18 protein-coding genes and 1 pseudogene are annotated in these 17,335 nt (G+C 69.4%); 8 read left to right on the top strand and 11 right to left on the bottom strand.

The features are described 5' to 3' along the window. Positions 1-545, bottom strand: a pseudogene (locus tag C265_RS09965) (DNA polymerase Y family protein); the annotation flags it as partial. Then, positions 478-1,356 carry a translesion DNA synthesis-associated protein ImuA gene (gene imuA / locus C265_RS09960; RefSeq protein ID WP_011616987.1) on the bottom strand — a complete coding sequence of 293 codons (879 nt, stop codon included), beginning with the start codon at positions 1,354-1,356 and terminating at the stop codon, positions 478-480. The gene imuA and the pseudogene C265_RS09965, both read right to left, overlap by 68 nt. A 343-nt stretch (positions 1,357-1,699) precedes the next feature. Here imuA and C265_RS09955 point away from each other — a divergent pair, with 343 nt between their 5' ends. Both C265_RS09955 and C265_RS09950 read left to right on the top strand, forming a co-directional pair. Continuing rightward, positions 1,700-1,960, top strand: a complete 261-nt coding sequence (locus tag C265_RS09955; protein ID WP_010809785.1) for a helix-turn-helix domain-containing protein — start codon at positions 1,700-1,702, stop codon at positions 1,958-1,960. Further along, positions 1,957-3,276: a type II toxin-antitoxin system HipA family toxin gene (locus tag C265_RS09950; protein ID WP_010809784.1), complete on the top strand. Its 1,320-nt coding sequence runs from the start codon at positions 1,957-1,959 to the stop codon at positions 3,274-3,276. The genes C265_RS09955 and C265_RS09950 overlap by 4 nt, the downstream gene beginning before the upstream one ends. Positions 3,277-3,294: 18 nt before the next feature. Here C265_RS09950 and C265_RS09945 read toward each other — a convergent pair whose 3' ends face one another. Then, complete coding sequence (locus C265_RS09945) at positions 3,295-4,203, bottom strand: ABC transporter substrate-binding protein (RefSeq protein WP_081645113.1); 909 nt, start codon at positions 4,201-4,203, stop codon at positions 3,295-3,297. Positions 4,204-4,285: 82 nt separating this feature from the next. Further along, the gene (gene pedF / locus C265_RS09940) at positions 4,286-4,765 is read right to left on the bottom strand and encodes a cytochrome c-550 PedF (protein WP_010809782.1); all 480 of its coding nucleotides are present in this window, start codon (positions 4,763-4,765) and stop codon (positions 4,286-4,288) included. A 276-nt stretch (positions 4,766-5,041) separates the two neighbouring features. On the opposite strand from pedF, the gene C265_RS09935 reads away from it, so the two are divergent. Further along, positions 5,042-7,030, top strand: coding sequence for a sigma-54-dependent Fis family transcriptional regulator (locus C265_RS09935; protein WP_010809781.1), 1,989 nt, complete (start codon positions 5,042-5,044; stop codon positions 7,028-7,030). A gap of 32 nt (positions 7,031-7,062) precedes the next feature. On the opposite strand, the gene C265_RS09930 is transcribed toward C265_RS09935, so the two are convergent. Both C265_RS09930 and C265_RS09925 read right to left on the bottom strand, forming a co-directional pair. Further along, complete coding sequence (locus tag C265_RS09930) at positions 7,063-8,025, bottom strand: MBL fold metallo-hydrolase (RefSeq protein ID WP_010809780.1); 963 nt, start codon at positions 8,023-8,025, stop codon at positions 7,063-7,065. Then, positions 8,025-8,984 carry an alpha/beta fold hydrolase gene (locus tag C265_RS09925; protein WP_010809779.1) on the bottom strand — a complete coding sequence of 320 codons (960 nt, stop codon included), beginning with the start codon at positions 8,982-8,984 and terminating at the stop codon, positions 8,025-8,027. The genes C265_RS09930 and C265_RS09925 overlap by 1 nt, the downstream gene beginning before the upstream one ends. Positions 8,985-9,076: 92 nt before the next feature. Here C265_RS09925 and pqqA point away from each other — a divergent pair, with 92 nt between their 5' ends. The 5 genes from pqqA (at position 9,077) to pqqE (ending at position 12,308) form a co-directional block, all read left to right on the top strand. After that, a complete protein-coding gene (gene pqqA, locus C265_RS09920) occupies positions 9,077-9,151 on the top strand; it encodes a pyrroloquinoline quinone precursor peptide PqqA (protein WP_010809778.1) in 75 nt (24 codons plus the stop codon). Positions 9,152-9,291: 140 nt separating this feature from the next. Next, a complete protein-coding gene (gene pqqB / locus C265_RS09915) occupies positions 9,292-10,209 on the top strand; it encodes a pyrroloquinoline quinone biosynthesis protein PqqB (protein WP_010809777.1) in 918 nt (305 codons plus the stop codon). Then, positions 10,206-10,916, top strand: a complete 711-nt coding sequence (gene pqqC / locus C265_RS09910) for a pyrroloquinoline-quinone synthase PqqC (protein WP_010809776.1) — start codon at positions 10,206-10,208, stop codon at positions 10,914-10,916. Before pqqB ends, pqqC begins: the two co-directional genes overlap by 4 nt. After that, positions 10,913-11,185, top strand: a complete 273-nt coding sequence (gene pqqD / locus C265_RS09905; RefSeq protein ID WP_010809775.1) for a pyrroloquinoline quinone biosynthesis peptide chaperone PqqD — start codon at positions 10,913-10,915, stop codon at positions 11,183-11,185. The genes pqqC and pqqD overlap by 4 nt, the downstream gene beginning before the upstream one ends. Next, positions 11,157-12,308, top strand: a complete 1,152-nt coding sequence (pqqE, locus tag C265_RS09900) for a pyrroloquinoline quinone biosynthesis protein PqqE (RefSeq protein ID WP_010809774.1) — start codon at positions 11,157-11,159, stop codon at positions 12,306-12,308. Before pqqD ends, pqqE begins: the two co-directional genes overlap by 29 nt. 80 nt (positions 12,309-12,388) lie before the next feature. On the opposite strand, the gene C265_RS09895 is transcribed toward pqqE, so the two are convergent. The 5 genes from C265_RS09895 to C265_RS09875 form a co-directional block, all read right to left on the bottom strand. After that, on the bottom strand, positions 12,389-12,712 hold the full coding sequence (locus tag C265_RS09895; RefSeq protein ID WP_010809773.1) for a c-type cytochrome: 324 nt from the start codon (positions 12,710-12,712) through the stop codon (positions 12,389-12,391). A gap of 96 nt (positions 12,713-12,808) precedes the next feature. After that, complete coding sequence (locus C265_RS09890) at positions 12,809-14,551, bottom strand: PQQ-dependent methanol/ethanol family dehydrogenase (RefSeq protein ID WP_010809772.1); 1,743 nt, start codon at positions 14,549-14,551, stop codon at positions 12,809-12,811. A 201-nt stretch (positions 14,552-14,752) separates the two neighbouring features. After that, entirely contained in the window at positions 14,753-15,724 is a 972-nt protein-coding gene (locus tag C265_RS09885) for a quinoprotein relay system zinc metallohydrolase 1 (RefSeq protein ID WP_037024015.1), read from the bottom strand. Continuing rightward, entirely contained in the window at positions 15,721-16,500 is a 780-nt protein-coding gene (locus tag C265_RS09880; RefSeq protein ID WP_010809770.1) for a quinoprotein dehydrogenase-associated SoxYZ-like carrier, read from the bottom strand. The genes C265_RS09885 and C265_RS09880 overlap by 4 nt, the downstream gene beginning before the upstream one ends. A gap of 17 nt (positions 16,501-16,517) precedes the next feature. Then, positions 16,518-17,330 (bottom strand): ABC transporter permease, encoded by an 813-nt coding sequence (locus tag C265_RS09875; protein WP_010809769.1) that lies wholly within the window; start codon positions 17,328-17,330, stop codon positions 16,518-16,520. Positions 17,331-17,335: the final 5 nt, after the last annotated feature.

The following is a 17,335-nucleotide window of genomic DNA, read 5'->3' as shown; positions in this document are numbered from 1 at the left end:
CGGCGCCCGGGCCGCACCACGCCGCGCCGCGTGCGCCGCAGCGGCTGGCGCGCCAGCCACGCGGCGCCGTGCGCGGTCGGGCCTGAGCCCACCTGGGCAAAGGTGCCAAGCTGGCGCACGCAGGCACGCACCGCGCGGCACAGCGCGCGGTGGCCGCCAAACAGGCGCAGGCTGGCGGTGACGTCCAGCATCACCGTGGCCGACTCCGGTTCCTCGTCGACGGTCACGCCCGGCGTGAAATGCAGCAGCGCCAGCGCCACCGCCTCCATCAACGAAGCTTCCGCGGCCAGGTCGCGCTCCAGCTGCACGATGTCGGCCGACAGCGCCTGCACGCCGCCGCGGCGCATGCCGTAGCGCACGCCGAGCTGCATCGCCGGGCCGTTGGCCAGCACCACCTGCTCGCGCGCCATCACCGCCACCGGCAGCGCATGGTGCAGCGTGGCGGTGGCGGCAGGCGGGCTCACGGCGGGCGCCAGCTCAGGCCAGCTGGGCTGCAGGGCGTCCAGGGGCAGGCGCGGCAGGTGCACCGCGATCCAGTACGGCATCGGAAGAAGATGGAGAAGACGATTCAGACAAGGCAGGTGCTCCTGCCGGGACAGGCCAGGCGGCTGCGCGCGTGGCCGCTGCCATCCCGTCCAGGCGCAGCAGCAGCGGCGTGTCCCGCACCGGCCCGCGCCGCTTGTGGAAGGTGATCGACAGCACATTGCCGGGCAGCGGCGCCAGCAGCAGCCGCAGCACCGCCGGCGACGACTCGCGCAGCGCCGTGGCCGGGCGCAGCGCCCATGCCACCGCGTCGCCGGCCTGCGCCAGCACCTGCAGGCGGCGCAGCGCCTCGGGGCGGGCCGCGGGCAGCCAGACCAGCACGCCGCCAAAGGCCTGGCTGCGCAGCACCTGCTCGGCCGCCCACAGCATGTCGGCCTGCTGCGCGGCCTTGCCGGCGCCGGCCGGGGGACGCATCCAGTAGAGCTGGCGCGCCGGCAGGCCGGCCGCGGCCAGCCCCATCGCATTGGGCAGGTAAGGCGGCGCCACCAGCGCAATACGGCGCCCGGCCCCGGCCAGCGCGCCCAGCGCCGGCAGCAGCAGGCGCAGCTCGCCCGCTCCACCCTGCGCCGTCAGCAGCTCCGTCAGCCCGCCCGCCGGCCAGCCGCCGCCGGGCAGCTCGGCCGACAGCGCGTCATATCCGGTCGGGCATACCGCCGCACCGCCGGCACGGCCCAGCTGGCCGGCCCGCCACAGCCCGGGATAACGCTGCTCGAGCGCCGACAGCGCCTGCTGGCGCGAGACCGGGGGCGCCGGCGCAGGGAAAAGAAGGCCCTCCGCCGCCATGGGCGGGGCTGCGTGCGATTGCGCAGTCATGTGGAGTTGGCGTCGCTCGCCGGGGATGGCGAGGAACTAGTAGATTTACGATAACTGTATATTTATACAGTATCGGGTGCCAGCGCAAGGGGTAGCGGCAAGGGGTGGCCTGGGGGACACCGGGGAAGTGAGACGGGCGGGCGGCGGCCCGTCTTCATTTGCTCCACCCGGTTTCATTCCGGACGGCGGTCCGCAATAGAAAATAATTCGATAGCATTACTTCATTGAATAGAGGCTACTATCGAATGATACGCGCCTGGCTATCGGCGCGCCGATGTATCATACTAAGGCATGCATATATCAATGAAATAATGCTATGTCATTAGTTTCTCAGTGCCGCGACATGCGTGAAGCCAGAGGCAAGACCCTGACCGAGATCGGGCGGGTGCTGGGCATGGCAAGCCAGAACCTGTCGGCGATCCTGCTGGGGAAGAAGGACAGCCGCGCATCCACCCTCGAAGCCCTGGCGGCCGCCCTGGACGCAGAATGGGTCCTGGTGCCCAACGAGCGGGCACAGGAAGTCAGGCAAGTCCTGGAAGGCAAAGGCAGCGGGCCCGACCGCAGCGCCCGCAGCGCAGTCGACATCTTCCTGGACCAGGAATGAGCTACGAACTGCATCCGCGCTTTCTTGAGGTCCGGCTGTACGACCAGTTATGCGGCTACCTGTGCGAGGCCAGCGGCAATGTCCGGTTCGTGCCATCCGAAGCCTTCCGGGGCGACACGCGCCGCCCCACGCTGAGCCTGTCGATCAGCGTCCCGACCGAGGCCGGCCGCAAGGCCACCGCCGAGGTGCTGGACAACCCCTTCCATCCTGCCGTCTACAGCACGGGCCATGAACTGCCGCCCTACTTTGCCGGCCTGCTGCCCGAGGGCGAACTGCGCAAGCGGCTCGAGGCAACGCGGAGCAATCCCGATGACAAGGATGATTTCGGCATCCTGGCATCGGCCGGCAATGATCTCCCGGGGGCCGTCGTCATCGTGCCGGCGGACATCGGCGCGTTGCCGGAGTATGCGCGGACGTATGGCGTGACCGGCGGCGCGGACAACCTGGAAATTGCCGTGGTGGAGGGCGCCACCCAGGGCGCGGCCTCGGTGTCCGGCGTGCAGAACAAGCTGGCCCTGTCGACGGTGCTGCAGGACAAGCGCTACACTCTGCCAGCCAAGGGCAGGCTGTCCGACATCATCGCCAAGCTTCCTGCCAGGAACGATGATTCGCAGGTGTTCAACGAATCGATCTCGATGCAGCTCGCGGCTGCCGCCGGCGTCCATGTCGCGCCGACAAGAGTACTGCCCGTCTCGACCATCGAGGTCGAGGGACTGGTTGAATCGCTGGGCGAAAACCTGCACTACCTTGCGGTGGACAGGTTTGACCGCACCCCGGCCGGGCGTGTGCACGCCGAAGACGGCTGCCAGATGCTGGGCAGGATGCCAGCGAAGAAGTACGCCGGCATCGAGAGCTACATTCAGCTCGTTGCCGCCCTGTATCGCCTGAGCCCGAGCGGGGTCGAGCATGCGCGGCAGTTCTTCCTGCGCCAGGCGGTCAACACGCTGATCGGCAACAGCGATGCGCACCTGAAGAACTTCTCGGTGACCTATCACAACGGGGTCCTGCCAGAACTGTCACCGGCGTACGACATCGTCTGCGTGGCCGCGCTTCCCGGCTTTGCGACCTATGGCCAGAACGTTGCCATCGACAGGCGGCAGCGTGAAGAAACCCTGGCAACGTACGAGACCATCGCGGAGAAGGCCGGCGTCCCGCGGCGCATTGCGACCGCCGCCGTCAAGGAAGCCGTCGCGCTGGCGCATGCCAACTGGCCGCGCATGCTGGACGACCTGGACGCGCCGCAGGCGATCCGCAATATCGTTGCCGAGCGCCTGCAGACGCTGCCGCTTGCACGGGCCGCCAGGCCGGCCAGGTGAGGCGCCCGCCAGCCACCCTCACGGCGCCTGCATCGACACCCCGTAGCCGGCAAAGATGCGCGCCAGTTCGCCATTGCTGCGCAGCGCGCTCAACGCCTTTTCCAGCGCTTCGGCCAGTTCCCGCTCGCCTGCCTTGACCGCCATGCCGACGGCCCACCCGCGCTGCGGCAGCAGCGGCGCGCTGGGTTCCGTCGCGGCAAAGCGCGCCCCGGATTGCCCCGCGGCCTTGAGCGCGCTCTCGTATTGGGCGCGCGTCACCATCGCCGCCGCGATCTCGCCGGAGAACAGCGCGCGCAATGCCGCGTCGGCTTCGGGGTAGATCCTGACCTTGTCGCGCAAGGCGCCGCCCGCGCCGGACAGCAGCGCATTGGCCCCGGCCGAACCGGCTGCGGCGCCGGTCGGCTGCCCGGCCAGGTCTTCCAGGCCGCGCACCGCCGGCACGCGCTCGCGGTCCTGCACCAGCACGAAGGTCTCGCGGTAGTACGGCGCGAAGATCAGCGCCTTGTCGTTCTCGCGCATGAAGGCGCGGTCGACCGGCACGTGCAGCATTACGTCGGCCGGTCCGTAACCAAGGTAATGGCCGCGCCAGACCATGGCACGCAAGTCGTCAGCCATGCTTTCATCGGCATCGAACGGCATCAGCGCCACCGACAGGCCCAGTTCCTTGCCCAGTGCCCTGGCCAGGGCCACGTCGATGCCCGCGGCCTGACTGCCCGCGATCGCGGAGAACGGCGGCAAGCCTTTGTAGACCGCCACCTTGAGGGTGCCGGTCTGGCGGATCCTGGCCAGGTCGGCCTGGGCCGGTTGCGCGCAGAAGAGCGCGGCGGCAGCCAGCATGGCGCCGCACAGCCAGCGCACGGCGCCGGCCGGCGCCGCCGGCATGGGGGACACGGAATGCCTGGGGCCGCAGACAGGGCTGGCGGGCATGGGATGGCTCCTGAAAGATGCGTTGACCCGGCACTGCGGGCCGGGGCTGGACAACGTGAAGGACTGCCGGCGCAACCGCCTCTTACTCGTGGCGCGACTCCAGGTAGGTCTTGATGGCCCACACCGCCTCCTGGCTCAGCACGCCGTCGAACGGCGGCATGTAGACGCGGCCGTCGCGCGTGCGGCCCTTGCGCACGGTGGTGGTGTAGAACTGCGAGATCTCGCTCATGCACGCCTGCTTCTTCTTTGCATCCGCCAGCGAGACGCAGTCGCCGTCCAGCTTGCGCAGGTCCGGCGCGATGCCCCCTGACACCGCTTCCAGGCCATGGCAGCGCGCGCAGTTCTGGTTATAGGCCGAGCTGCCGATCCGCAGAGCCTCCTTGTGCGCATCACCGCTACGGTAGGGATTGTCCGGGCGCCATTCGTCGCCCAGTTGTGGTAACGCTTTGGTATCGACGGCCTGGGGCGTGACGTCGCCATGGGCCAGCACGGAGCCGGCCGGGAGGGCGGTCAGGGACGCGCAAAGCGCGAGCAAGGCAAGCAGGCGGCGCTGCGTTTTCATGGATGTCTCCTACAGTGGACGGGTCTTGGTTGTTTGCCCTGTTTCCGCAAGAGCCATACCAGCCAGCCGGACCAGGCCCGGAGGCGCCTGAAAGCAGGCTTCGCCGCGCCGCCATCGTTGTCTGCAACGCAGCATCGCGGCACGGGTGTCCCGGATTGCCACACCCTGGCAAGTGTTTTGCTTCATGACGCAACACTGTCGACCATGCGCCCGGCGAAGGCGCCGACAGCGACCCGCGCAAAGACCGCGGGCGGACTTTCCACAGGAGACAGAGAAATGACCTTCCAGCCGGAACCGGCCCGCCCCGCGGCGGGCGCCCCGGGTGACACAGGGCAGCCCGAGCGCGACCAACTGATTGCCCAGGCCCACCAGCGTTCCGAGTCCTATGGCCTGCGTCCCTATGAATCGCCCGACTTCTGCCCGGTGCTGCAGAGCGAGCTGAAAACGCGGATCGAGCGTAGCCAGTCGCTGTTCGCCTATGCGCTGCCGGTGATGGAAACGCTCTACGACCAGATCGTGAATACGCAGAGCATGGTCATCCTGACCGACGCCGATGGCCTGATCCTGCACTCGATGGGCGATGACGACTTTCTGGCCCGGGCCAACCAGGTCGCGCTGCGCCCGGGCGCGGAGTGGTCGGAAGCGCGCCGCGGCACCAACGCCATCGGCACGGCCCTGGCCGAGAACCGGGCCACGCTGGTACACGGCGCCGACCACTTCCTGGAGGCCAACCAGTTCCTGACCTGCTCGTGCATGACCATCCTCGACCCTTACGGCAAGACCGTGGGGGCGCTGGATGTGACCGGCGACCAGCGCGGTTTCCACAAGCACACCATGGCGCTGGTGCGGATGTCGGCGCAGATGATCGAGAACCAGCTGTTCGGCAACGCCTTCCGTGACATGGTGTGCATCCGCTTCCATTCGCGCGCGGAGTTCCTGGGCACGCTGGTCGAGGGCATCGTCTCCTTCACGCCCGGCGGGCGCTTCCTGTCAGCCAACCGCAGCGGGCAGTTCCAGCTTGGCCTGTCCAATGGCGCCCTGCATGCGCACACCTTCTCTTCGCTGTTCGGGCTGTCGATGTCGCAGCTGTTCGACACGGTGCGCGCGGCTCATGCGGGCATCGTCCAGCTGCACCTGCCGAGCGGCGTCAAGGTCAGCGCCCGGGTCGAATGGAAGTCACCCGCCGCATCGCTGCCGGGCAACACCGATGCCGGCCAAGCAGTCCAGCCTGGCACGGCCGCCGCACCGCGCAGCCTGGCCGCAGGCCCCGCCCGCTCACCCGGGCTGGACGACCTGGACACGGGCGACGCGCAGATCCGCGCGGTCATCGGCAAGCTGCGCAAGGTCATCGGCAAGGATATTCCGGTGATGGTGCTGGGCGAGACCGGCACCGGCAAGGAACTGATGGCGCGCGCCATCCACGCCGACAGCCCGCGCCATGCCGGGCCCTTCATTGCCGTGAACTGCGCCTCCATCCCGGAAACCCTGATCGAGTCCGAGCTGTTCGGCTATGAAGAAGGCGCCTTCACCGGCGCCCGCAAGAAGGGCGGCATCGGCAAGATGCTGCTGGCCAACGGCGGCACGCTGTTCCTGGACGAGATCGGGGACATGCCGCTGCATCTGCAAGGACGGCTGCTGCGCGCGCTGCAGGAACGCGCGGTGTCGCCGCTGGGCAGCAGCAAGGTCATCCATGTCGACGTCTCGGTGGTATGCGCCACCAACCGCAACCTGCGTGACCTGGTCGCCAACGGCCAGTTCCGCGAAGACCTCTACTACCGCCTCAACGGGCTGGTGGTGCGGCTGCCGGCCCTGCGCGAGCGCGGCGACCTCGACGCGGTGGCCGCCAGGCTGCTGCGCCAGGACCAGGCGGGCGTGCAACCCGGCGAGCCGCCCCGCATCCGCGAGTCGGTGATGGAGATGTTCCGCCGCTACCACTGGCCGGGCAATATCCGCCAGCTGTGCAACCTGCTGCGCACCGCGCGGCTGATGGCCGAAGGCGAAGCCGAGATCACCGAGGACCACCTGCCCGACGACTTCCTCGATGACCTGCGCGAGCGCCAGGGGCATGCGGCGGTGCCCGCGGCCCATATGTTGCCGGGCGCGCAGCCCACGCGGCTGGCCGATGTCGAGGCCATGGCCATTGTCGCCACGGTCAAGGCGCACAACGGGAACATCTCTGCGGCGGCCAAGGCGCTGGGGATCTCGCGCAATACGGTCTACCGGAAAATGGAAGAGGCCCGCGGGCTGCCCCACCAGGCCGGCTGATTCGGGCCACGCACCAGGGCAGCCCCCCGCGCTCAGGCCAGCGGCTCGCCCTGCATCCACAGGTCTTCCAGCTCGCGCCAGGCGCGCTGCACGTTCAGCGGGTGGCGCGACTGGAAATGGCGCCAGTGCCGAAACGGCACCGCCGCCACGGCGTCATTGGCGCGCGAGGCATCGCTGCCCGCGGCCAGCGCGGCGCCGATTCCGTGCGCCAGCGCATCCAGGTAAGCCAGCGTCGGCGCCAGCGTCTGGGCGGGCGTGCCCGCCGCGGTGCCCACCACCGTGCGCGCCGGCAGCTCCTGCAGCCGCCGCAGCGCACGGCGCCACCCCTGCAGCGAGGCCTCGTGCATCTCCGGCACGCGCTCGCGGTAAGCCAGGCCACCCGCACACAGCAGCTGCAGCTGCGGCGCGTACAGCACCGTATCCGAGGCACTGTGCGCATTCGCATAAACCTGCACCTGCCAGGCGGTAGCGCCGGTGTGCAGCCAGCCATCGGGCTGCAGCGCGGGCTCCGGCAAGACTATCGCGGCGCCGCGCATGGCACCGTTCCCGAGCAGCGTCGCCATGCGGGCCAGGCAGGCCGCGCAGCGTTGCCGCATCAGCGCAGCCGTGGCGGCGGAGGCCAGGAACACGGGCCGGGGCCGCAGCCGTGCGAACGCGGCATTGGCCAGCACGTTCTCCGGGTGGGCATGCGTGTTGACCACCCAACGCACGGGCTGCGGCGTCAGCGCCCGGATGGCGCCGAGCAGCGCACCGCCCCACGCCGCCTGCGGCCCGGGGTCCACCACCAGCACGCCCGCACCGCTCAGGTGGACCAGGGTCGGCACCACTTCGGCGGCGTTGGCGCGCGCCACTTCGGCATTGCCGGCGCGGGCCACGTACACGCCTGGCTGCAGCCGCTCCAGCGTGACCCGCGTGCCGGCAGCGGCCGCCGGGCGCCAGCCGTTCATGGCCAGCGCAAGCGTGGCGCCAAGAAAGCCGCGCCGCGTCGTGGGCATCACCGCTGCCAGCCCGCGGCGCGGATCGCGGCCACCAGGGCGTCGCGCATGGCCCCTGCCGCCAGGTGTCCGCCGTCCACCCAGGCCAGCCTTGCGCCCGGCATGGCGGCCTGCAGGCGCAGCGCGTTGGCGGGACGGCAGACCTTGTCGGCGCGGCCATGCAGCAGCGTCACCGGCAGGCCATGCGCGCCGATGACCCGCGCCGCGCTGAGCAGGGCCGGCTTGCCCAGTCCGGCCCGGTTGCGCAGGTAGTGCGCCTGGATCCGGTATTTGTTCACCGCGGCCATGCGCTCAGGCCGCCGCTGCCGGCGCGAATGCGACGCAGGGGAAAGACCCAACCACGCCTGTTCGCTCGCCTGCCACGCCGCGGCAGTGTCCCGTTTTTGAACAGGCGTACCACTTTGCAACAGCCGTGACACAGTGAGCAGCCGCGCGCGCGCATCGGGCAAGCGCTCGCCCCATGCCTTGACGCAATGCAACATGCGGCGGCCCCCATGGCGCGGTGAAAACAGCGCGAGCACATCGTCGCGGCCGGTCAGGAAGGAGCCGCGCAGGACCAGCGCCGCCACGGCGTGCGGGCATTGCGCCGCGTACGCCAGGGCAAGTGCTGCACCCCATGATCCGCCCACCACGCCCCAGCGCTCGATGCCCAGCGCGCGGCGCAGCTGCTCCAGGTCGGCCAGCAGCGCGCCCACGGTATTGCGGCGCAGGCAGCCGGCCGGCCTGGAGCGGCCGGCGCCGCGCTGGTCCGGCATCACCACGCGGTGCCGCCGCGGGTCGAACCACTGCGCCATGGCGGCAGAGCAGCCGCTGCCCGGCCCGCCATGCAGCACCAGCCACGGCTCGCCGTCCGCGGCGCCGGCCAGCCGCACATGCACGCGCTGGGCATCGGGCGTACGCAGGTGGAAGGTGGTGGCCGCGTCGGAAAAGCCGGCAGAAATCGTTGATGCGTCGGGCATGGATGTTGCCTTGAAGGGATGCGGCAGTCGGGCGGCAGCCAGGCGCCGCTGCACAACGATATTCACTAACCATGCCACCCAAGGAGAGAGACATGCGCTGGACCACCCCCGCCTACACCGAGCTGCGGCTTGGCTTTGAAATCACGATGTACATCGCCAACCGCTGAGGGTGCCGCGGTGCCGCGGCGCCTGCGACCGGCGCTGCGCCGACAGGCAAGCCGCGGACCGCAAGCACAACCAACGCAGGCAGACGCCAGGCCTGGCGCCTGCCCCGTGAAGCCATGACCCAACACCAAGCGCTCACGCCATGACAAGCATCCGGGTACTGGGGTCGGCCGCCGGCGGCGGCTTTCCGCAGTGGAACTGCAACTGCCACAACTGCGACGGCGTGCGCCGCGGCACGGTGCGCGCCACGCCGCGCACGCAATCCTCGATCGCGCTGACGGGCGACGGGCCTGATGCCATCCTGGTCAATGCCTCGCCCGATATCCTGCAGCAGCTGCGCCAGGCACCCGCGCTGCAGCCCGCGCGCGCGCCGCGCGACACCGCCATCGCCGCGGTCGTGCTGATGGATGCGCAGATCGACCACGTCACCGGCCTGCTGATGCTGCGCGAACACCGCCAGGCGCTGCCGCTCTATGCCACCGCCGCCGTGCTGGACGACCTGGGCGCCGCCTTCCCGCTGACGCGCATCCTGTCGCACTACTGCGGACTGCGGACGCATGCCCTGCCCTGCGACGGCACCGCGTTTTCAGTCCCGCCGCTGGACGGCCTGACACTGACGGCGATACCGCTGGAGAGCAAGGCCCCGCCCTACTCGCCCAACCGCCATGCGCCGCGCGCGGGCGACAACATCGGCCTGCGCATCGAAGACCGCCGCAGCGGCCGCAGCGCCTTCTATGCGCCCGGCCTGGGCCGCATCGACGACCACGTCTTTGCCGAGCTGCACAGCGCCGACATCGTGCTGGTCGACGGCACCTTCTGGCGCGACGACGAGATGCAGGCGCCTGGCTTCTCGGGCAAGAGCGCCGCCGACATGGGCCACCTGGCCCTGTCGGGACCCGGCGGCATGATCGAGGTCCTGGAGCGGCTGCCCGCCAGCCGCAAGATTCTTATCCATATCAACAATACCAACCCGGTGCTGGTGGAAGACTCGCCCGAGCGCGCAGAGCTGGCGCGGCATGGCATCGAGGTGGCGTACGACGGCATGGAAATCGCCCTATGACAACTGCCATCCTCCCCATCCCCCCCATCGCCTGGACCGAGGCCGAGTTCGAGGCCCGCCTGCGCGCCAGGGAAAGCGGCTACCACATCCACCATCCCTTCAACCAGCGCATGGCGGCAGGCCAGTGTTCGCCCGCGCAGATCCGCGCATGGGTGACCAACCGCTTCTACTATCAGGACAACATCCCGCTGAAGGACGCCGCCATCCTGTCCAATTGCCCCGAGCGCGACACCCGCCGCGAGTGGGTGGTGCGCATCCTTGACCACGACGGCACCGACACCCAGCCCGGCGGCATCGAGGCCTGGCTGCGCCTGGGCCAGGCGGTGGGCCTGGAGCGCGAAGCACTGCTGAGCCACCGGCACGTGCTGCCCGGGGTGCGCTTTGCCGTCGATGCCTACGTCAACTTTGCGCGCCGCGCACCGTGGCAGGAAGCCGTGTGCTCGTCGCTGACGGAGATGTTCGCGCCCGCAATCCACAAGGAACGCCTGGCCGGCTGGCCCACGCATTACCCGTGGATCGAGGCCGCCGGGCTGGACTACTTCCGCTCTCGCATTCCGCTCGCGCAGCGCGACGTGGACCATGGCCTGCGCGTGACGCTGGGCCATTTCCGCAGCGCGGCGCAACAGCAGCGCGCCCTCGACATCCTGCAGTTCAAGCTCGACGTGCTCTGGTCGATGCTCGACGCCATCCAGCAAGCCAACCCATGACAGCCAGCACGCAAGACCTCGCCAGACCGACCCTGCACCGGACCTTTCGCCTGCAATGGGAAGCCTCCCAGCAAAGCTGGGTGCTGCTGTACCCGGAAGGCATGGTCACCCTCAACGACAGCGCCGCCGCGATCCTGCAGCGCTGCGACGGCAGCCACACGCTGGACATGCTGATCGACGACCTGCAGGCCGCGTTTGGCGTGCAGGGAATCGCCCCGGAGGTACATGCCTTTGTCAAACATGCGATCGAACGCGGCTGGCTGGTCTGAGGCCGCGCCCGGCCCGCCGCTGTGGCTGCTGGCCGAGCTGACCTACCGCTGCCCGCTGCATTGCGCCTTCTGCTCCAACCCGGTGGACTATGCCCGGCATACGGCCGAGCTGAGCACCGTGCAATGGTGCGACGTGTTCAGCCAGGCGCGGGCGCTGGGCGCGGTGCAGCTCGGGCTGTCCGGCGGCGAACCACTGCTGCGCAAGGACCTTGAAGTACTGGTCAGGCATGCGCATGGCCTGGGCTTCTACACCAACCTCATCACCTCGGGCGTGGGCCTGACCGACGCCCGCCTTGCCGCCCTGCGCGACGCCGGCCTGGACCATATCCAGCTGTCGTTCCAGGACTCCACCCGCGAGCTCAACGACTTCCTGTCCAGCACCCGCACCTTCGACCTGAAGCAGCGCGTGGCGCGCATGATCAAGGCGCACGGCTATCCGATGGTGATGAACTGCGTGCTGCACCGGCATAACCTGCCGCATGTCGGCACCATCATCGAGATGGCCCTGCAGATGGGCGCCGAATACCTGGAACTGGCCAACACGCAGTACTACGGCTGGGCCTGGGAGAACCGGCTGGCGCTGCTGCCCACCCATGAGCAGCTGCGCGAGGCCGAGGCCGTGGTCCGGCAGTACCGCGCGCGCATCGGCAGGCAATGCCAGATCCTGTTCGTCGTGCCTGATTACTTCGAGGCGCGGCCCAAGAAGTGCATGAACGGCTGGGGCACCACCTTCCTTGGCGTGGCGCCGGACGGCACCGCGCTGCCCTGCCACGCGGCGCGCATGCTGCCGGGCCTGGCGCTGCCCAATGTCGCCACGCAGGGGCTGCGCGAGATCTGGACCGAAAGCGATGCCTTCCGCCGTTTCCGCGGCACGCAGTGGATGCAGGAACCCTGCCGTTCCTGCGACCAGCGCGAGCAGGACTACGGCGGCTGCCGCTGCCAGGCGTTCCTGGTCACCGGCGACGCCACCGCCACGGACCCCGTGTGCGAGCGCTCCGGCGCGCACGACAAGGTCAGCGAGATCGTGCTGCAGGGCCGGCTGGCCGTGGCGCAGGCGCGCGAGCAAGCGATGGTATTTCGCAGCGATGGCAACTCGCTGCGGCTGAGCAGCGGCCAGCGCTAAGAAAGGAAAAACCCCGGCATGGCAGGCGCCAGCCGGGGTTCCTTGCCGGCATGCCGGCATCGTCAAGACAGTCGCCGGCCTCAGCTGGCACTCAACACCCACTCCGCCAGTTTCTTCGCATCGTCCTCAGCAAGGCTGCCATGCGGCGGCATCGGAATCCGCCCCCACGCGCCCTTGCCGCCTTCGCGGATCTTCTTTGCCAGCCGCTCCGCCGCCTGGCTGTCGCCCTTGTACTTGGCAGCCACCTCGGCAAACCCCGGGCCCACCAGCTTTGACTGCATGCCATGGCAGGAAAAGCAGCCGCTCTTGTCGGCCAGGGCCTGCATGTCGGCGGCCGTGCCGGCCAGCGCCGCGCCCGGCAGCAGCGCCGACGCCACCGCCAGCGCCATCCATTCCTTCTTCATACCTGAGTCCCGTTTCATCCTGTTGCACCCGCGCCCGGCGCCCGCATCGCACCCATGATGCGATGCGGGCGCCTGGCAGTGTCATCTCCCGCCAGCTCAGCTCTTGTGCAGCTTGAACACCCACACCGAGCCGCCCTGCTCCAGGAAGTTCACGCGCTTGGCCACCTCGCCGCCCCACAGCGGCACCGCGCCGCCCCAGCCGGACACCACCGCCACGTACTGCTCGCCGTTCTCTTCCCAGGTGACCGGGGGCGCCACCACGCCGCTGCCGGTCTGGAACTGCCACAGCTCCTTGCCGGTCCTGGCGTCGGCCGCCTTCAGGTAGCCTTCCGGCGTGCCCCAGAACACCAGCCCGCCGGCGGTGGTCATCACCCCGCCCCACAGCGGCGCGCTGTTCTTGACCTCCCACATGATCTTGCCGCTCTTGGGGTTGATGGCCCGCAGCGTGCCGATATAGTCCTCGTTCAGCGGACGGATGGTGAAACCCGCGCCCAGGAAGGCAGCGCCCTTCTTGTAGCTGATGGGCTCGTTCCAGATATCCATGCCCCACTCGTTGGCGGGCACGTAGAACAGGCCGGTCTGCGGGCTGTAGGCCATCGGCTGCTGGTTCTTGCCGCCAAGGAAGCCCGGCGCGGCAAACACGGACTTGCCCTTCTTCTCGTCGCTGCCGGCGGCGGGGTCGCCGGGGCGGCCTTCGGCGATGTAGTTGGGGCGGCCGCTCTTCAGGTCGATGCCGGTGGCCCAGGTGATCTTCCTGACGAAGGGGAAGGCGTTGACCAGCTTGCCGCTGGCCGCGTCGTTGACGTAGAAGAAGCCGTTGCGGTCGGCCTTGCCGCCCATGCGCTTGCCGTCCAGGTCGAAGGTCACGAACTCATTGACGCCATCGAAATCCCAGCCGTCGTTCGGGGTGTTCTGGTAGTGCCAGGCGATCTTGCCGGTGGCGGGATCCAGCGCCACCGTCGAGGCCGAGTAGAGGTTGTCGCCCTTGCGGATATGGCTGTTCCACGGCCCCGGATTGCCGGTGCCGAAGTACACCAGCCCGGTGGCCGGATCGTAGGTGCCGCCCAGCCAGGTGGCGGCGCCGCCGGTCTTCCAGGTCTCGCCCGGCCAGCTTGCGTTGGCGGTGCCGGTCACGCCGTTCTCGGTCTTGTTGCCGTCCTTGTCGTACTTGTAGCCCATATGGCCTTCGACCACCGGCCGCGACCACACCAGCTGCCCGGTCTTGGCATCGCGTGCGTCGACCCGGCCCACCACGCCGAACTCGCCGCCCGAGATGCCGGTCAGCACCATGCCCTTGACGATCATGGGCGCCGCCGTGTACGAATAGCCGGCGGCGTAGTCCTCCAGCTTCTCCTTCCACACCACCTTGCCGGTCTTCTGGTCCAGCGCCACCAGCTGCGCATCGAGCGTGCCGAAGATCACCAGGTTGTCGTAGAGTGCCGCACCGCGGTTCACCACGTCGCAGCACGGCATGATGCCTTCGGGCAGCCGGTGCTCATACTTCCAGAGCTTGCGCCCGGTCTTCAGGTCCAGCGCATAGATGCGCGAATACGAGGCCGTCACGAACATCTTGCCGTCATGGATCAGCGGCTGCGATTCCTGCCCGCGCTGCTTCTCGCCGCCAAACGAGAACGACCACGCCGGCACCAGCTGCCCGACGTTCTTCGTATTGATGCGCGACAGCGTGGAATAGCGCTGGCCTTGCGGGCCCATGCCCCACGACAACACATCGCCGGGGCTCTTTGCGTCGTTCTCGATCATGGCATCGGTCACAGCCGCCTGCGCGGCCAGACTGGCCGCGGCAGCCGCAACCGCCATCACTACTCGTAACGTCCTCATTGCCATCTCCTCTCTTGTTTTGGGTTTCCCAGGTGCGCCACTGCGCCACCCACCAGACACGCCTTTGGCAATTCCCATGCCAGTCGCATCCCCGCACCAGCACGCCGGTTGCGGCCCGGTTGCGTGATGACGGCCGTGCCAGCGCGCAACACTGCGTTGCAGTTGCTCCAGAACTGAACAGCCCGCCTCGGCTGGCCGGCGTCAGTGGCCAAGCGCGGCTTCCTCACGCGCCGGGTAGAGATGGCCGACGTTGCGCAGGTACTCCGCGGGCATCGCGGCCCAGTGCGCGTAGGGCTGCGGCACCGGCATCGCCATGACCTCGGCCAGGTCCCGCCCTTGCGCCGCGGCCTCGCGCAGGCGCGTGTCCAGCCATTGCAGGTAGCCGCGCGTCTGCGCGATGGCCTCAGCGCCGCCGCCGGCCGCAGGCACTGGCCCGTGGCTGGGGACCAGCGCGCGCGCCCCGCTGTCGGCCAGCAGCGCCTGCAGCCGGCCCAGGCTGGCCAGCCAGCGGCCGATATCCGCGTGCGGCGTGGTCGGAATGCGTTGCCGGAACACCAGCCCGCCGGCAAAGACCACGCCCGCGCTGTGGTCCAGCACCACCAGGTCGTCGCCGGTATGGCCGTCCAGGCGCACCAGCTCCAGCGTATGGCGCCCGATCGTGAGCCGGCCCGGCGCCAGCGCGTGCGCAGCCGGCACGGGCTCGGTGCCGCGCATCCAGTCGCCGCACAGGCGGTAGAGATTGTCGGCATAAGCGGCGCCCTCGCGCCGCGCCCCGTCGATGGTGCCGGCCAGGGCGCTGCCGCCCACATCGGCATAGGCCTGGTTGCCGAAGAAATAGTCGGGATGCAGGTTCAGGTTCAGCACCAGCCGCACCGGGGCGGCCGTGACCGATGCAATCGCCTTGCGCTGCTGCTCGCCATACAGCCGCGACGGGCCGGTGTTGATGACCACCACGCCGTCGCCGGTGTCGATGAACGCCGTATTGATGATGTTGCAGCCGTTGCCGGGCGCGAAGTCGGCATTGGCGCCTTCCAGCAGCCACACGCCCGCGGCGATCTCGCGCGGGGCCAGGCGATAGTCAGGAGGCTGCAGCGCGGCCTGCTGGGCGAATGCCGCCGGCACGGGCTGGCCCGCCAGGCATAGCAGCAACCACAGTAGCAATCGCCGCTTCATGGTGACACCCGCGCCGCGATGCGGTTGCCGTTGTTGTCGTGGCCGGCCACCGTCATGCCCGGCGGCACGGCATCGCGCAGGTCGAAGGAGAAGATCGGATTCTCGGCAACCGGCTCATGCAGCGTCAGGCGCAGCAGCGGCTGCCGGGCCGCGTCGGCAAGAACCAGGGTCTCGATATAGAACGCCGGGATGCCCGCTGCCAGTCCGGTATCCATCGGATGCATCACGCGCAGCCGCACGCGTGCCGCGGCCCCGCCGAAGCCCGGGAACACGCGCGCGTCCACGCGATTGAGCGTGCGGCTCCAGCTGCCGTCGCGGCGGGTGGCGCCGGGCACCGTACAGCCCCCGCCGCCGGCATCGACCAGCACGCTGCCGACATGCCAGGTGCCATCGCGCGTGCGCGCCGCCACCCGCACCGGCGAAGCCTGTTCCAGCTTGAAGCGGAACGACAGCGACGGGCGCACCCGCAGCGGTTCGAACGCCAGCACCTCGCGGATCGGGTTGCGGTCGACCGCCACCACGATGCGATCCACTTCGCCCAGCGCCGAGGCATCGAAGGCGATCGGCACGCGCATGGGGTCTTCCGCAAACGCCGGCCCGGTCACCCTGACGCGGCTGTCGAACACCACCGGGCCAGACTGCAGCAGCTCCTTGTGGATCCAGGCCCATTGCGGCGACTGCAGCGGATCGCTGTGCGCGATGACGGCGCCCGCTGCCCCGGCAGCCGCTACCGCCGGACTGGCCAGGCCCAGTGCGGCCGCCATCAGCAGGAGCATGCCCCGCGTCCGCCGCCTCATGCCTGCTGCCCCCGGCGCGCCATGCCGCGCTGCGGGTCGTAGCCCTGCAGCGCCAGCGCGAAGAACACCACCGCGCTGCCCGCCACCACCGCCAGGCTCAGCGGCGCCACCTGCCCGTACAGCGCAAAGCGGATCGCCTCGACCGCGTGGGTGAAGGGATTGAAGCGGGCCAGCTGGTACACCAGCTCCGCGCCCGACTCCTGCAGCTTCCACAGTGGATACAGCGCCGAGCTGATGAAGAACATCGGAAAGATCACGAAGTTCATGGTGCCGGCAAAGTTCTCGAGCTGGCGCACATGGACCGACAGCAGCAGGCCCAGCGCACCCAGCATCAGCGCGGCCAGCGCCATGGCGCCCGTCGCCGCCAGCAGGTGCAGGGACTCGAAGCGGATGCCGAAGGCCATCGCCACCAGCAGGAACGCGGCCATCTGCAGCAGCGACAGCACCGTACCCGCCGCCAGCTTGCAAGCCAGCAGCCAGCCCCGCGGCAGCGGCGCGGTCAGCAGCAGCCGCATCACGCCCATCTCGCGGTCGTACACCATGGCCAGCGACGACTGCATGCCGTTGAACAGCGCGATCATGCCCAGCAGTCCGGGCGCCACGTAGACCTTGTATTCGATGTAGGTGTCATAGGGCGGCGCAATGGCGACGCCCAGCGCGTTCTGGAAGCCCGCGGCAAACACCAGCAGCCACAGCAGCGGGCGCACCAGCGACGACAGCAGGCGCCCGGGCTGGCGCAGGTACTTGCGCAGCTCGCGCCCGCAAACCGCGCGCAGCGCGCGCCAGCGATGGATCAGGATGGAGGCCATGGGTG

The organism is Cupriavidus sp. GA3-3, assembly GCF_000389805.1.
Classification (GTDB): domain Bacteria; phylum Pseudomonadota; class Gammaproteobacteria; order Burkholderiales; family Burkholderiaceae; genus Cupriavidus; species Cupriavidus necator_D.
Note: the sequence above shows the minus strand (reverse complement) of the source record. Positions and strands in the feature narration are given on the sequence as shown.

What these genes read in the sequence shown, in the direction of transcription:
- C265_RS09880 (WP_010809770.1), bottom strand. Translation starts at nt 16,500, where the DNA reads ATGCTCCTGCTGATGGCGGCCGCACTGGGCCTGGCCAGTCCGGCGGTA.
- C265_RS09955 (WP_010809785.1), top strand. Translation starts at nt 1,700, where the DNA reads ATGCGTGAAGCCAGAGGCAAGACCCTGACCGAGATCGGGCGGGTGCTG.
- C265_RS09895 (WP_010809773.1), bottom strand. Translation starts at nt 12,712, where the DNA reads ATGAAGAAGGAATGGATGGCGCTGGCGGTGGCGTCGGCGCTGCTGCCG.
- C265_RS09925 (WP_010809779.1), bottom strand. Translation starts at nt 8,984, where the DNA reads ATGCCCGACGCATCAACGATTTCTGCCGGCTTTTCCGACGCGGCCACC.
- C265_RS09950 (WP_010809784.1), top strand. Translation starts at nt 1,957, where the DNA reads ATGAGCTACGAACTGCATCCGCGCTTTCTTGAGGTCCGGCTGTACGAC.
- imuA (WP_011616987.1), bottom strand. Translation starts at nt 1,356, where the DNA reads ATGACTGCGCAATCGCACGCAGCCCCGCCCATGGCGGCGGAGGGCCTT.
- C265_RS09890 (WP_010809772.1), bottom strand. Translation starts at nt 14,551, where the DNA reads ATGAGGACGTTACGAGTAGTGATGGCGGTTGCGGCTGCCGCGGCCAGT.
- C265_RS09875 (WP_010809769.1), bottom strand. Translation starts at nt 17,330, where the DNA reads ATGGCCTCCATCCTGATCCATCGCTGGCGCGCGCTGCGCGCGGTTTGC.
- C265_RS09885 (WP_037024015.1), bottom strand. Translation starts at nt 15,724, where the DNA reads ATGAAGCGGCGATTGCTACTGTGGTTGCTGCTATGCCTGGCGGGCCAG.
- C265_RS09945 (WP_081645113.1), bottom strand. Translation starts at nt 4,203, where the DNA reads ATGCCCGCCAGCCCTGTCTGCGGCCCCAGGCATTCCGTGTCCCCCATG.
- C265_RS09930 (WP_010809780.1), bottom strand. Translation starts at nt 8,025, where the DNA reads ATGCCCACGACGCGGCGCGGCTTTCTTGGCGCCACGCTTGCGCTGGCC.
- C265_RS09935 (WP_010809781.1), top strand. Translation starts at nt 5,042, where the DNA reads ATGACCTTCCAGCCGGAACCGGCCCGCCCCGCGGCGGGCGCCCCGGGT.
- pqqD (WP_010809775.1), top strand. Translation starts at nt 10,913, where the DNA reads ATGACAGCCAGCACGCAAGACCTCGCCAGACCGACCCTGCACCGGACC.
- pqqB (WP_010809777.1), top strand. Translation starts at nt 9,292, where the DNA reads ATGACAAGCATCCGGGTACTGGGGTCGGCCGCCGGCGGCGGCTTTCCG.
- pqqE (WP_010809774.1), top strand. Translation starts at nt 11,157, where the DNA reads ATGCGATCGAACGCGGCTGGCTGGTCTGAGGCCGCGCCCGGCCCGCCG.
- pedF (WP_010809782.1), bottom strand. Translation starts at nt 4,765, where the DNA reads ATGAAAACGCAGCGCCGCCTGCTTGCCTTGCTCGCGCTTTGCGCGTCC.
- pqqC (WP_010809776.1), top strand. Translation starts at nt 10,206, where the DNA reads ATGACAACTGCCATCCTCCCCATCCCCCCCATCGCCTGGACCGAGGCC.